At 71.3% G+C, this 13903-nt stretch carries 8 protein-coding genes; 3 read left to right on the forward strand and 5 right to left on the reverse strand.

Annotation, left to right across the window (positions count from 1 at the left end; translation table 11 throughout):
- The first annotated feature begins 161 nt into the window (after positions 1–161).
- Positions 162–2738, forward strand: a complete 2577-nt coding sequence (ligD, locus tag D7X96_RS12740; protein ID WP_208647304.1) for a DNA ligase D — start codon at positions 162–164, stop codon at positions 2736–2738.
- 74 nt (positions 2739–2812) lie between these two features.
- On the forward strand, positions 2813–3766 hold the full coding sequence (locus tag D7X96_RS12745) for a DMT family transporter (RefSeq protein WP_120546488.1): 954 nt from the start codon (positions 2813–2815) through the stop codon (positions 3764–3766).
- A 1-nt stretch (position 3767) separates the two neighbouring features.
- On the opposite strand, the gene D7X96_RS12750 is transcribed toward D7X96_RS12745, so the two are convergent.
- From D7X96_RS12750 to D7X96_RS12770, 5 genes are read right to left on the reverse strand one after another with little or no spacing between them, the layout of a single operon-like run.
- Positions 3768–7496, reverse strand: coding sequence for an FG-GAP-like repeat-containing protein (locus D7X96_RS12750; protein ID WP_121769829.1), 3729 nt, complete (start codon positions 7494–7496; stop codon positions 3768–3770).
- 36 nt (positions 7497–7532) lie between these two features.
- Positions 7533–9095 carry a hypothetical protein gene (locus tag D7X96_RS12755; protein ID WP_244219561.1) on the reverse strand — a complete coding sequence of 521 codons (1563 nt, stop codon included), beginning with the start codon at positions 9093–9095 and terminating at the stop codon, positions 7533–7535.
- A gap of 6 nt (positions 9096–9101) precedes the next feature.
- Positions 9102–10505 (reverse strand): DUF1501 domain-containing protein, encoded by a 1404-nt coding sequence (locus D7X96_RS12760; protein ID WP_120546490.1) that lies wholly within the window; start codon positions 10503–10505, stop codon positions 9102–9104.
- A gap of 17 nt (positions 10506–10522) precedes the next feature.
- Complete coding sequence (locus D7X96_RS12765; protein ID WP_120546491.1) at positions 10523–11194, reverse strand: hypothetical protein; 672 nt, start codon at positions 11192–11194, stop codon at positions 10523–10525.
- The gene (locus D7X96_RS12770) at positions 11194–12996 is read right to left on the reverse strand and encodes a DUF1585 domain-containing protein (RefSeq protein ID WP_244219562.1); all 1803 of its coding nucleotides are present in this window, start codon (positions 12994–12996) and stop codon (positions 11194–11196) included. Before D7X96_RS12770 ends, D7X96_RS12765 begins: the two co-directional genes overlap by 1 nt.
- Before the next feature lie 333 nt (positions 12997–13329).
- Here D7X96_RS12770 and D7X96_RS12775 point away from each other — a divergent pair, with 333 nt between their 5' ends.
- Positions 13330–13899 (forward strand): DUF420 domain-containing protein, encoded by a 570-nt coding sequence (locus D7X96_RS12775; RefSeq protein WP_120546493.1) that lies wholly within the window; start codon positions 13330–13332, stop codon positions 13897–13899.
- Positions 13900–13903 lie beyond the last annotated feature (4 nt).

A 13903-nucleotide genomic window follows, 5' to 3' on the forward strand; every position in this document is an offset into this window, starting at 1 on the left:
TCCCTCCACCGCACCCAGGGCAGGCGGACAGCCCTCCCCTCCCATCTGGGGTGTGGCCGGAAAATGGGGTGCCGGGTCCGCGCGGAGCGCTTGCCCTCCTGGTTGCCCACCAGCCGATGGGAGGAATTGCGCGCCCGCCTTCCTGTGCAGAGCGTTGGAGGGTGAAGACCTCCGACACGCAGAGGCGGCTGCGCCGCTACCGGACGAAGCGCGACTTCCACCTGACGCCCGAACCGCCGCCGGACGTGAAGGCCCCGAAGTCGGGCGCGCCTGTCTTCGTCATCCACAAGCACGACGCGACGCGCCTTCACTACGACCTGCGGCTGGAGATTGGCGGCGTGCTGGTGAGCTGGGCCATCCCAAAGGGCCCCAGCCACGACCCCGCCGTGAAGCGGCTCGCGGTGCAGACGGAGGACCACCCCCTCTCCTACGGGGACTTCGAGGGCCACATCCCGGATGACCAGTACGGCGGCGGGGATTCGCTGCTCTGGGAGTCCGGCACCTTCGAGACCACCGGTTCAGGAGACGCGGAGGCGCAGCTGAAGCGCGGGCACCTGGAGGTCGTGCTGCACGGCGCGAAGCTCAAGGGGCGCTGGCACCTCATCCGCACGCGGCCGCGCGGCGGCAAGGCGCAGTGGCTCTTCTTCAAGGCGAAGGACGCGTACGCCAAGGCCGGCTACGACGTCACCGTGGAGCGCCCCGAGTCCGTGAAGAGCGGGCAGGTGGAGACCCAGGGGCCCCGCAAGCCGGGCGTGCTGCGGAACAAGAAGCCTCCAGAGCCCGTGCGCAAGGCCCCCGTGCGCAAGGCCGCGAAGAGGAAGCTGGCCCGGGTTCCCGCCAGACCCGAGAAGCTGCTGGAGCGCGTGTGGCCGCCCATGCTGGCGCGGCTGGCGGTGTCCGACGAGGTGCACGACGAGACGCACGCCTACGAGGTGAAATACGACGGCTTCCGCGCCGTGTGCGCCCTCACGAACGGGAAGCTCGCCTTCCAGAGCCGCCGGGGCAACGACCTGTCCAGCCGCTTCGCCCGGCTCGCCGCCGCGCTGCGAGAGCTGCCCGCGAAGGACGTCGTCGTGGATGGGGAGATTGTCGCGCTCGACGCGAAGGGCCGCTCGCGCTTCCAGATTCTGCAGAACACGGAAGAGGGCGCGGAGCAGCGCTTCGTCGTCTTCGACCTCTTGTGGCTGGATGGCGAGGACCTGCGCGAGCTGCCCTATGAAGAGCGCCGCGCGCGGCTGGAGAAGCTGATGGCGAAGGCGCAGCAGCCCCTGCAGCTCTCCGAGAAGGTGGACCTGCCGCTGTCGCGCGCGCTGCTGGAGGCGCGGCGCAAGGGGTGGGAGGGGCTCATCGCCAAGCGCAAGGACTCGCCCTACACGGGCGCGCGCTCCGGGGACTGGTTGAAGCTGAAGGTCGTCGCGGGCCAGGAGGTCGTCATCCTGGGCTACCTGCCCATCAAGAACGAGCGGGCGAAGTCCGAGATTGGAGCGCTGCGCGTGGGCGTGCGCGGCAAGGACGGCTTCCACGACGTGGGCAAGGTGGGCACGGGCTACACGTCCAAGGACCGCCGCGAGCTGCGCTGGCTCCTGGACGCCACGCGCGTGAAGAAGCCCGCCGCCGTGGACGCGCCCTCGAGCTCCGACACCGTCTGGGTGAAGCCGAAGTACGTGGCCCAGGTGAACTTCACCGAGTGGACGAAGGACGGCCGGCTGCGCCACCCCGTGTTCCAGGGCCTGCGCAGCGACAAGGTGCCGCAGGAGGTCGTGCGCGAGCGCCCCGCCCCCATCGAGGGCGCCGCGCGCCGGGGCTCACGCCGCGCGCCGGTGCAGGCCGCCGCGCGCACCGCGAAGGCGCCCTCGGTGAAGACGGCCCGCGGGAAGTCCTCGCGCGCGCCGGAGGTGACCCTCACGCACGGCGACCGCGTGCTGTTCCCCGAGGACGGCCTGACGAAGGCGGACGTGTTCGCGTACTACGAGCAGGTGGCGCCGCTGCTCCTGCCCGTGCTCGCGGACCGGCCCCTGGCCCACCAGCAGTGGCCCGCGGGCATCCAGGCCCCGGGCTTCTTCCGGCACGAGCTGTCCGGCATCCCGTCATGGATGCCCACCCTGCGCGTGCGCCACGAGGACAAGACGCTGCGCCACGTGAACGTGAAGGACACGCCCGCGCTGCTGTGGCTGGCCAACCAGTCCGCGCTCACGGTGCACATGTGGCTGTCGCACGCGCCAAGGCTGGCGCAGCCGGACTTCGTGGTGTTCGACCTGGACCCCGGCGAGGGCGGCTGGAAGGACGTGGTGAGGGTGGCCACCCTGCTGCACGCGCGCCTGGATGAGCTGGGGCTCAAGTCCTTCCCGAAGACGTCCGGCAAGCGCGGCCTGCACGTGCTGGTGCCCCTGGCGCCGGGCCACACGTACGCGCGCACCCAGGCGTTCGCGGACGCGCGGGCGCGCGAGCTGGAGGAGGAGCTGGGGGACATCGCCACCACGGAGCGCTCCATCCGCGAGCGCGGCGGGCGGCTCTACATCGACGCGGGACAGAACGCGCGCGGCAAGACGGTGGTGGCGCCCTACTCCCTGCGCGCCGTGGAGGGCGCGCCCTTCTCCGCGCCGCTCGAGTGGAGCGAGGTGAACGGCCGCCTGGACCCGCACCGCTTCCGCCTGAAGACGCTGAAGAAGCGCCTGGATGCCGTGGGGGACCTGTTCGCCCCCGTGCTCCGGGTGAAGCAGGTGTTGCCGGACGAGTGAGCAGGCGGCTGACGCGCCGCACCCTGAAGGGAGGTCTCCCCGAAGGGGGCGGCGCGTGCTAGTGCCCGCGCGCCATGTCGTCCGTGACCGTCGTGACCCCGGCCGTGCAGCCCGCGCCGCGGTGGAAGGTGTCCCTGGCCTACGCCACCTGCTTCCTCCTGTGGGGCTCCACGTGGGCCGCCGTGAAGGTGGGGCTGGAGGACCTGCCGCCCCTGCGCTTCGTGGGCACGCGCATGCTCGTGGCCGGGGTGGCGCTGTTGCCCTTCGCGCGCTCGCGAGGCACGGCGCTGGGCGGTGGCACCGGGTGGCGCATCGCGGGGCTGGGCGTGCTCCAGCTGGCGGTGCCCTTCGGGCTGCTCTTCGTGGCGCAGCAGTGGATCCCCTCCAGTTGGTCCGCGCTCCTCTTCTCCACCTTCCCCGTGTGGCTGCTCCTGGTGGGGAGAATCGTCTTTCCGGATCAGCCGCTCACCGGGCGCAAGCTCTTCGCCGCGGCGCTGGGCCTGACGGGCGTGGTGGCGCTCCAGCACCAGGAGCTGGTGTCGCTCAGCTTCTCCGGACAGGTGGTGCTGGGCTGCATGATGACGCTGTTCGCGGCGTCGGTGGTGGCGGTGGCCAACGTGCTGGTGCGCCGGCACATGACGCACGTGCCGCCGCACCTGCTCACGCTGGTGCAGACCCTGAGCAGCGCCGCGTTGCTGCTGTCCGCGTCCGCGCTGCTGGAGTGGGACCAGCCGGCGCACTGGACGCCGAAGGCGATTGGCGCGCTGTTGTACCTGGCGTTCGGCGGGACGGTGCTCACCTACCAGTGCCTGTACTGGCTGCTGCCGCGCATCTCGCTGGCGGCGCTGGGGGCCATGGCGCTGCTGGACACGCTGGTGGCGGTGACGCTGGGCGTGGCGCTGCTGGGTGAGCCGCTCACGCCGTCCCTGCTCGCGGGCGGCGCGCTCATCCTCACGGCGGCGGCGCTCGCCAACCGCGACGAGGCCCCGGAGGCGAAGGCGCCTCCGGAAGCCCCGAGCGCGGGGTGAATCAGAACGGCAGGGGCAGCGCGTACGCCGTGCCGTTCTGCGTGCCGGTGCGGTAGCTCCTCGGCGCGCCGATGATGGCCGTGGGCGGCGAGCCTCCGGAGCCGGGGACGACGGAGAGGGACTGGCCCAGGAAGGAGCGCTCGGCGCCGTCGCCCACCACCAGGAGGAAGGGCGCCAGCGGGCCGGTGGACTTCGCGCCACCGGCGAAGAGGAACGCCGCGCCGTCGCCATCCGAGGCCACCGACGCGTTGGGCGCGCCCACCCACAGGTCCGGCACGCCGTCGCCGGTGAGGTCCCTGCCGCCCGACAGCGACGTGCCGAAGCTCACGGCGCGGGTGCGGTAGGTGAGGTTCAGCGGGGCCAGGTCGGCGACGTCCAGCAGCGTCTCACCGGTGGCGGGCGGGGTGAGCTTGCTGGTCTGGATGAGCAGCACCGCCTGCTGGCTCACGCCCTCCACCAGGTAGTTGTTGGCGCTCACCGCCAGGTAGTCCGCGCCGGAGGCTCCCAGGAACTTCCCCGCGCGCGTGGTGGCCACGCCCAGGTTCATCAGCGCGCGCCCCACCTCCGTGTCCGCGGCGATGCGCACGGTGGCGCCCACCGTGCGGCCCCCACACTTCGAGCCGCCCTTGTCGAAGCCGTAGGCAATCACGATGCCCGAGTGCGTGTTGTCCGAGTAGCGCCACGCCACCTCGTCGCAGCCGTCCCCGTTGAGGTCGCCCACCGAGGCGATGGCGGAGGTCGCCGGCATCACGGTGTCTCCCCAGTGCGGCGCGGGCATGGGGGCGCTGGGCCACGAATACGCCGCGTCGCAGGCCAGCGTCATCTTCGCGAAGGACGCGTCCTCCGGCGCGCGGCCCAGGAACACATCCATGCCGCGGTCGCGCAGCACGGCCACGTCCTCCTTGCCGTCGTTGTTGAAGTCGAAGCCGCCCACCACGCCCCGGCCCATGTTGGTGCGCTTGCAGCGGGTGTTCGCCGCGTCATGGCAACCGTCGACCACGGACGGCGCGAACACGCGGTAGGCCGGCTTGAAGGTGCCGTCCGCCTGGCCCACCGACACCAGCAGTCCGCCCAGTGACTGCGTGGCCGTCGTCATGCAGGCGTTCTGCACGTAGGGGTCGCGCTCCGTCGCGGCGGAGTTCGTGGCCGGGATGACCAGCCCCGTGGCACCGGCCACCAGGTCCGGCCGCCCGTCGCCGTTGAAGTCCGTGAACGCCACGTCCACGCCCACGTTGCGGCCGCCATACCAAGGCGAGCTCGCGCCCTCGCCGGACACGATGGCCTTGCCCGGCGCCTCGGTGTCGAAGGTGTACGCGCGGCCCACGGTCAGGTCCGCGCCGTCGTTGTTGGGGCCCGGGCCGGAGAAGCCCGGCGAGCCCACCAGGGCCATCACCTTGCCGTTGAGGCGCGACACCGCCACGGTCTCACCGAAGCGCTCCACGCTGGCCTTCGCCGTCACGTCCATGCCGCTGCGCGCCCAGTCCGCCACCGACGCGCCGGCCCGGGTGAAGACATCCACGCGGCCGGTGAACGCCCCCGACGCGGAGGACGCGCGGCCGGAGAAGCCCGCCAGCACCGGGCCGGACGGCAGCTTCCACGCCGCGAGGCCCGCGCCCAGCACCTCCGACTTCGCCGAGCCACCCAGCGCCGCGAGCGGCTTGTTCATCACCGTGTTCTTGGACAGGCCCGTGAGCGGATACACCAGCACCTTGCCCGCGTTGCCCAGCGTCGCCGTGCCCGCCGTCACCGACGCATACGGCGCGCCCAGCAGCAGCTCCGGCCCCTGCGTGCCGTCCACGTCCATCACCGCCCAGCTCCGGGTGGCGTTGATGCTCCGCGCGTCGCCGTAGAAGCGCGCGAACGCGCTCGAAAGCGCCACCGTCGGAGGGTTCACCGCCGCCGGATCCGCCGCCAGCTTCGCGCCCCGCAGGTCGAAGAGGTACGCGCCGCCCGCGTCCTGCTGTGACGCCCCGCCGCCCGACGCGCTCAGGTTCGGCGAGTCCGCCCGGTCCGCCATCACCAGGAGGAACGGGGGACGGCTGCCCTCGCCGGGAATCGTCCCCAGGCGGAAGGTGCCCTCGTTGGCCATGGACTCCACGGCGGTGTTGGACACCAGCACGTAGAGGTCCGCGGCGGAGCGGTAGCGCGGCGCCGTGTCGCGCGCGAAGTACACCGCCACGGCCATCTGCTGCCCGTTGGTGGTGCCATCCGCGTTGAAGCGCGTCAGCCGGTGCAGCGCCGCCAGGTCCGGGCGGCCGTCGTCGTTGAGGTCCGCCACCGCGAGCGCGCGGCCCAGCTCCGTGGTGCTCTTCAGCGTGAACTTCCCGTCCTTGTCCAGGTCCTGGCCGCCCAGGCGCACCGCCGGCAGGTCCGGGAGGGCCTGTCCCTTGTTGAGGATGAAGATGTCGACGACGCCGCGCCGGCTGATGCCGGAGAGCGTGGACAGGTCTCCGCCGGGCGAGCCGACGAACAGATCCATGTCCCCGTCGCCATCCGCGTCCGCGATGGCCATGCCCGTGCCGAACCCGCCCCGGCCCAGGCCGGTGAGCGCGGGCCGCAGCAGCGCGGGCCCCTGCCCCGGCTTGAACGAATAGAGATACACCGCGCCCGAGTCACCGATGGTGACGTCCGCGCCCGGCGAGGACACCGCCAGGTCGGAGATGCCGTCGCCGTCCAGGTCGCCCACCGCCAGCATGTCGCCGAAGAGCGCGCCCTCCGTCTCACCCGTCAGCACCCAGGTGGGCTTCGCGGGCAGGCCGGAGGAAGCGCCCTTGTAGACGAACACCGCGCCGCCCGTGGGGCGCGAAAGCTCGCTCTCGCGCTGGCCCACCGCCAGGTCCTGGATGCCGTCGCCGTCGAAGTCCGCGGTCACCAGCGTGGCCACGTCCGACAGCTTGCCGTGCGCCAGGAGGGGCCGCGTCAGCTCATCCAGCACGCGCACCGACACCGGGGCCACGTCGCCGGTGAAGGCGTCCTTCGCCTCCAGCACGACCGTGCCCGTCGCGCCGGCCTCCACCACGATGCGGCCGTTCACCACGGAGCCCGGGCCGGACTTCTTCGTCCACGTCACGCGGTCGGTGCCGCCCGCCGCGGCCAGCGGCGCGGAGGAACCCGACGGCACGCCCAGGTACTGCGGGTCCCCCACCAGCTTCGCCGCCTTGCTCACGGTGTACTGGAGCGCCACGGTGTCGCCGGACTTCGTGTCGCGCACCGTGATGACGTCCTGCGCCTCCACCTGCCCCGCCGTGTAGACGCCCGTGTCGCTGAGCGTGGCGCCGGAGCCGTTGGTGGTGAGCGTGAAGACCGCCGTGCCCACCAGGCCCTCGATGAGGATCTGGAAGGACGTGCCCGGCCGCAGCATCGCGCGCGCGGGCGAGACGCCGAAGCCGGCGATCACCTTCACCCGCACGCTGGTGGCGCCGCCGCACTGGTCGTCCACGACCGTCAGCGTGTCCTCGCCGGGCGTGGCGCCCGCGACGAAGCGGTTGCCTCGCATGTCGCCGGAGGATCCGCCCGCCTCCACGCGGTAGGAGTAGTGGCCGCTGCCGCCGCCGGCCGTCAGCGTGGCCACGCTGCCGGAGCGCACCGTGGTGGGCTCCGCCGACAGCGTCAGCGGGGCCAGGCCCTCACAGGGGCCCACGTAGGGGAGCTGATCCGCGGGCTTCAGCTCGCCGTCACAGCCCAGGGTCAGCAGCGCGGCGAGGGGGGTCGCGCGAAGAAGACGTTTCATGGAGGGTGCCTCGGAAGCAGTCGTGACGCGGGGATTTCAGGGCAGCGCGCCGGAGGACACCCAGCGCTGGATGAGGGCGAGGCCCTGCTGATCCAACGGCCCGTCCGCGGGCATGCGCAGGTCGCGCACCGCCGCGTTGATGAGCTGGGCGTTGGACTTCCACAGCTCATAGGTGTTCAGCGGCCGGCCCGGGCTGGTGGTGTGGCACTTGGCGCAGCGGGCCTCGTGGATGGGCCGGATGTCGCGCGCCCAGCTGGGGACGGTGGCGAGCGGCTGGTACACGAAGGGCAGCTGCCGGCGCGCCTCCTTGCCGTCCTCGAAGCGGGACACGACGCTCAGCGTGTGCCCGCCCGGGGTCAGGGAGGAGAAGGAGAACGCCTTGAGCGTCTCACCGTCCGCCTCCAGGCCGCCCATGCTGAACGCGGGCCCGGTGGCTTCGACCTCCTTGCCCTCCAGCTGGAAGAGGACGCTCCTGGGCGCGGTCCCCGGGGGCAGGCGGGCCTGGACCACCAGCCCGTCCTCCACCACCAGCATGCCCTGGTGCATGCCCGTCACGCGCGGCACCGGCATCTGGCTGATGGCCAGGGCCTGCTCGCCCACGCGGATCCACGCACAGCCGCTCTCGTCCGCGGCCAGCAGCGTCACGCTCCCGGAGGGCAGCCCCTCCGCGGAGCCCCACACCTTCGCGTCCGCGTCGTAGGTGAAGAGCCGGTTGCCGGCGCGGGCCCAGAGGAAGCGCCCCGCGCCCAGGAGCTGCTCGGGCAGCGCCGGCAGGTCCACCGGGCTCCAGCCCTCCGCGTTGCGGCGCAGGAGGCGGGTGCTGGTGAGCACCCAGACCTCGCCCGCCACGCCCGTGCCCGCGCTCAGCCCCGCGAGCGCCCGCACCGTCTCACCGCCGGCGAGCGGCGCGTCCGAGCCGCGCACCTGGTAGACGCCCGGCGCGGAGGCCACTACGACGTTGAGGCGGCCCTCGCGCGTGAACCACAGGCCCGCGAGGCCGTCCTCCGCGGGCGCGGCCGTCATGGCGGTGATGTTGTTGAGCGGCTGCCCGGACAGCTTCAGCGACGCGAGCACGCCGCCCTGGATTTGAAACAGGCCGGTGGGGTGGGCAATCCACGCCGCGCCGTCCGCCGTCTGCGCGGTGGCGACGATGCCGGTGCCCAGCACCTCCTGCCACAGCGGCTCGATGAGCCAGCCCTGGTCCGCGAGGAACAGGCCGCGGTCCGTCTCCACCAGGGCGCTGTGCGGCCCCAGGCGGAAGGTGGCGCGCACGGAGCCCAGCACCGCGGTGTTCTGCGGGTGGGCGGCGAGCGCTGCCCGGGTGCCGTCCAGGCGCAGGCGCACGGCCTCGCCGCCAGCGGTGGCGAAGATGCCGCCGCCGGACTGGTCCGCGAAGCCGGGCACCGCGGCCAGCGACTGCGCCGTGGTGACCTGGGTGGCCGTGAAGGCCGCGGGCTTCGCCGGGTCGCTGCCCGGGGGTGCGTCCTCGCCGCACGCGGAAGCCAGCGCCGCGGACATCAGCAGGAGCGAGGTGGACAGGAAGCGCGCCACGGCGGGGGAACCGTGGCGCGGATGGGGACGCAGGAGGGGAGTGCTCATCAAGGTTCAGGCAAGGATGAACCGCAGCGGGTCCACCCGGGTGATGCTGTAGTCCAGCTTCGCCGAGGCCAGCACCGTCGCGATGATGTGCTCGGGGAAGATGTTGGAGCCGTTCGGGTCGTTGGCGCCCGTGCGCAGGTCCACCAGGCCCGGCGACATGCCGATGTCACCGCTGCGGCCCACCACCCGGTTGTGCTTGATGCCCGCGCCCATCAGCAGGCAGCTGTTGGACAGGTGGTGGTCGCGCCCGCCCGTGGCGTTGATGGTGGGCGTGCGAGCGAACTCGCTGAACACCAGGATGGTGGTGTGGTCCATGAAGTTGCCGCCGCCGGGGTGCGCCGTCTGGCGCAGGTCATTCACCAGCAGGTTCAGCGCGTCGAAGCCCGCCCGCTGGTTGGTCGCGTGCGTCTGCTGCGTGCCGAAGTGGGTGTCCAGGCCGCCGGCCAGGTTGATGGACACGCACTGGCTGATGCCCTTCTTCAGGGCGGTGGCCACCATGGCGGCGCGGCCCGCGGCGCTGTTGTACGGGTAGGACTGGTTGTTGAGCCCGTAGAAGTCGCGCACGGACTGGTTGGCCGCCAGCTGGAAGCGGAACGAGTCCGACAGCTTGTTCTCCATCACCGTCTGCATCTGGCCGCGGCTGCTCTCATAGGCCGTGCCCACGCCCCGGGCGGTGAGCGCCTGCTCCTCGCAGGTGATGGGCTGGCCGTTGAGGTCGATGAGGCTCTTCTCGATTTCGCTGTCCAGCTGGCGCGACGCCACGGGCGGGTCCAGCGTGAGCACCAGGTCCGCCAGGCCGCTGACGCGCAGCGCGTTGGCGTAGCCGCCGTAGCGGTCGTTGTAGGACTCGACACCTTGAGCGATGGAGGGGATGGGCACCGCGGGCTTCATCTGGCCCACGATCTCCGTGGCGGTGGAGGAGCCGCGCGCCGCGCTGCCAATGGGCATCTTCCCGGTGAGGAAGTAGCGGTAGCCCACCTCGTGGGTGAGCGTGCTCATGTTGATGCCGCGCACCACCGTCATCAGGTCGTAGTGGTCCGACAGCGCGCCCACCGCGGGCCCGAAGGTCATGGCCGCGGGGCCGGCGCCCGCGCGCTCCTTGGGGACGATGGGCACCTGCTGGAAGCGCGAGTCGGTGAGCAGGCTGTAGCCCGGCATGATGCGCGTCTCGCTGACGCGGTCGGCGGTGAACACCGCCGGGTCACGCGGGTCCAGCGCGAGCAGCTGGTCCCACCCGCCGCTGAAATACACGAAGACGAAGCAGCGGTCCGGCGGGGCCAGGTTCGTCGCCTGGGCCACGGCCTTGAAGGGGATGCCTCCCAGCAGGAGCGAGCCCATGAAGCCGGCTCCGGCCTTGAGGAAGGTGCGGCGCTCGGGGCAGCAGGTGTCGTCTTGGCGCGTCTTCTTCATCGCGGGCACCGTCAAGGTCAGTAGGTGATGAAGCGCGAGTCCGTCAGCATGGCGATGCACACCACCGCCAGCGCCTGGTCGCGCTTCTTGAGGGTTTCGGCCCGGGCGGCGGCCTTGCGGAAGAACGTCGCGTAGCGCGTCAGCTCCTCACCGGACAGGGGCGCGCCCCAGAACCGCGTGGAGAGGTACACGAGCGTTTCGTTCACCTGCGCGTCCGTGAGCTTCGTCAAATCGCTCATGGGCGAGGGCAGCGTGCGCCCCAGGGTGCGCAAGCTCACGTCCGCCTGCGCGATGTCCTTCTGCGCCTGGGCGATGCAGACCTTGCGCGCGCCGTCGTCCAGGAAGCGGGCGAAGACGAGGTTGGGCTCCGTGTTCTCCGAGGTAATCAGCGCGTAGTCCGCGCGGCCCAGCGACTGGGCGCGCGACTCCAGCTCATCCCACTCCATGCCCACGGCGACGCGGATGGACTCCTTGAGCTGCGCGACGGTGAGGCGGCGGGGCGCGCGGCCCACGCTGCCCCCCTGGGCCTCCGGGTCCGGCAGCGGATCAATCTGATCCGTGTTGCCGTGCGGGTTGGGCACCGGGTCCAGCTGTGCGTCCAGCGGGACGGGCTTGGCGGGGACGTCCACGGAGCCCTGGGTGCAGCCCGTGGCGAGCGCGAGCAGCGCGGTCAGCAGAAGGCGGCGCATCAGTCGATCCTCCGGTACGCGTCGGACATCACCACCTGCTCGATGAGGCCCTTGAGGCTGTGGTTGTTCTTGGCGAAGTCCTGCGACAGCTGCTGGAGGTAGAGGCGCTGCTCCTCGGCCGTCATGGCGCGGCCCAGGAACTCGTTCCAGACGCGCTTGACGGTGCAGCGCTCCAGGTCGCCCGTCTCCATCATGCGCTTGACCAGCGCCTGCGGACCGCCCTCGATGTTCTTCTCCTCGTCCGCGGTGCGGTAGAGGTAGGTCTTCAGGAGGCCCAGCGAGTTGGCGCCGTCGCCGTCGAAGGCCTGCATCACGTACTGGCTGCACTCGCCGCCGCAGCTGGTGTCACCGGCGATGGCGCAGTCGCGGCACTTCACGTCCAGGCGGGGGAACTGGTCCGGGGACAGGAACTGCGCGGAGCGCTCCGCGTAGCGGCCCCAGTGCGCGCCCGTGGGCTCGATGGTGGCGTGGCAGTAGTTGCAGCCGCAGCGCCTGGCCAGGTTGTTCTCGCGGTTGCAGGCGTCATCCGGGGGCGGCAGGTTCGCGTCCGCGGCCGGGGCGAAGTGCTTGCAGAGGAACGCCTCGTAGAACTCGTTCACGCGGGCGCGCTGCGTGGGGAAGCGGTAGAGGAACGCGGGCGTGGTGAGCACGCCGGAGTGGGTGCTGTCGCGGACGTACTCGTTCCACTGGGTGGTGCTGGCGTACGTCACGGTGGGCAGCACGGCGTTGTCCGCCGGGGCCTTGATGCTGAAGACGCCCACGCCCTGGCGCTGCTTGTAGAACTCCGACAGCGGGCCGTTCACGAAGGAGCGGCGGGTGGTGAGGATGTTGAAGTAGGGCTCGTCGTTGCGCACCACGGAGTCCGTGATGAAGAGCGGCTCCTCGTTGAAGGCGGCGACGCGGGCGTTGTGCACGTCGCTGATTTCGCAGCGGCGCATCTTGTCGCCGCAGCCGCAGGTGCGGTCGCCGTTGAAGCGGCCCGTCTCACAGGACTGGCCGTTGTACGGGTTCGTCGCGCGGTTCTGCGCCTCGATGGCGCACACCTTCACCGGCTCCGTGGTGGTGGACCAGTAGGGCTGCACCGTGGTGGTGACGTAGCCCTCGCGGTGCACGCAGCCCTGCTTCGGCGTCCAGGGGGTGTTGGCGTCCGTCGCGTCGAACTTGCAGCGGTTCAGCTTCAGCGAGCCCGTCCCGCCCGCCGGCTGCACCCAGGCGGTGATGACGCCCGTGGCCGGCTCCGGCACCAGCACGTTGGTGGTGTTCTTGTTCGGGTCCGGCAGACAGAGGTAGCCCACGGATTTGCCCGCGGAGGCCAGGTAGCGGTTGTCGCAGAAGTTCACGTACCTGCCGTACGTCGGGCTGGCCTTCAGCGCGTTGCAGTCCGCGAACTTCAGCTCCGGCTCCGTGGCGTTCACGTCCAGCTGGCGGCACTGGTAGAAGTTCGTGTCGTAGTCGTAGCTGACCGGCATGGGCACGCCCTGCGCGTCGCGGCAGACGGAGGGCGTGGAGCTGTCCTGGTGCGGGTCCTGCGGGCTCGCCTTGCAGCTGTCCTGGGCAATCTCCCCGTCACAGCGCTGGCTCTGGCCGCCGCGCAGGCTGTTGGAGTTGTTGCCCGCGAAGCTCAGCGGCGTGCCGGACACGCGGTAGTCGCCGTTGCCCTGCACGCTGCCGCTGATGTTCGAGCGAAGCAGCGCGCGGTGGTAGTCGCGCATCCGCGCGTAGAAGGACTCGTCCTTCATCATCGCGCGGACGTCCTCCGCCGTGACGGAGCCCTTCGCCTGGAACGCCTTGTACTCCTCCATGGTCGGAGGACGTCCCAGCAAGTCGAGAGAAAGCTGTCTTAGGTGCCGCTCCAAGGGAACCTTCGCCACGGGCGCGCACACCGCTTCTTCAGCGGCTGCGGGCAGGGCGAGCAGGAGGGCGGCGCTCGCCAGGGGGGCAAGGCAACGCACGCTGAACACGGGGAACCTCCGAGAGGGGGGGTCGGGGGTGACGCAGTGGTCCGAAGTATGAAGGAATTTCCGGTTTGATATCCAGTTGACCTAACCGATTCCATTCGACCGACATGTAGGCCTTCGCGGGATTCTGCTTGAGCGGCCTGTTGCAAGCGGCCCGGGCGCGGTCCAGAAGAAGGCATGTCCAACGCCGCTTCCGGGCTGACGCCCTCTCCCGCGTCCACGAATGACCGCTCCTTCTTCGTCGCGATCGGCGTGGTGTCCGCCGGCGCGCTGGCGCTCTTGGCGTGGCTGCTGCTCATCCGGCGCGGAGGCGCGGGGATGGGCGTGGACCTGCGCTTCATGCCGGCGGTGAACGCGGGGCTCAACGCGACGGCGGCGGCGCTGCTGCTGTCCGGGTGGGTGGCCATCAAGCGGGGCGCGCGCAAGGCGCACCAGAACCTGATGGTGAGCGCGTTCGCCGCGTCCGCGCTGTTCCTGGTGGGCTACCTCGCGTACCACTACGTGCACGGGGACACGCGCTACGTGGGCGGCTTCCGCGGGCTGTACCTGACGCTCTTGGCCAGCCACGTCATCCTGTCCATGCCGGTGCTGCCCATGGCGCTGGTGGCCTTCTACTTCTCCTGGCGGCAGCAGTTTGGCCGGCACCGCAAGGTGACGCGGTGGCTGGCGCCCATGTGGCTCTACGTGAGCGTGACGGGCGTGGTGGTGTTCTTCATGCTGCGCGGCAGCGTGCCCGCGGTGCCCTGAGGTT

This window comes from Corallococcus interemptor, from assembly GCF_003668875.1.
GTDB lineage: Bacteria > Myxococcota > Myxococcia > Myxococcales > Myxococcaceae > Corallococcus > Corallococcus interemptor.

Excerpts from the sequence above, each read along its gene's own strand:
- D7X96_RS12745 (WP_120546488.1), top strand. The coding sequence starts at position 2,813 with ATGTCGTCCGTGACCGTCGTGACCCCGGCCGTGCAGCCCGCGCCGCGG.
- D7X96_RS12775 (WP_120546493.1), top strand. The coding sequence starts at position 13,330 with ATGTCCAACGCCGCTTCCGGGCTGACGCCCTCTCCCGCGTCCACGAAT.
- D7X96_RS12770 (WP_244219562.1), bottom strand. The coding sequence starts at position 12,996 with ATGGAGGAGTACAAGGCGTTCCAGGCGAAGGGCTCCGTCACGGCGGAG.
- D7X96_RS12755 (WP_244219561.1), bottom strand. The coding sequence starts at position 9,095 with ATGAGCACTCCCCTCCTGCGTCCCCATCCGCGCCACGGTTCCCCCGCC.
- D7X96_RS12760 (WP_120546490.1), bottom strand. The coding sequence starts at position 10,505 with ATGAAGAAGACGCGCCAAGACGACACCTGCTGCCCCGAGCGCCGCACC.
- D7X96_RS12765 (WP_120546491.1), bottom strand. The coding sequence starts at position 11,194 with ATGCGCCGCCTTCTGCTGACCGCGCTGCTCGCGCTCGCCACGGGCTGC.
- D7X96_RS12750 (WP_121769829.1), bottom strand. The coding sequence starts at position 7,496 with ATGAAACGTCTTCTTCGCGCGACCCCCCTCGCCGCGCTGCTGACCCTG.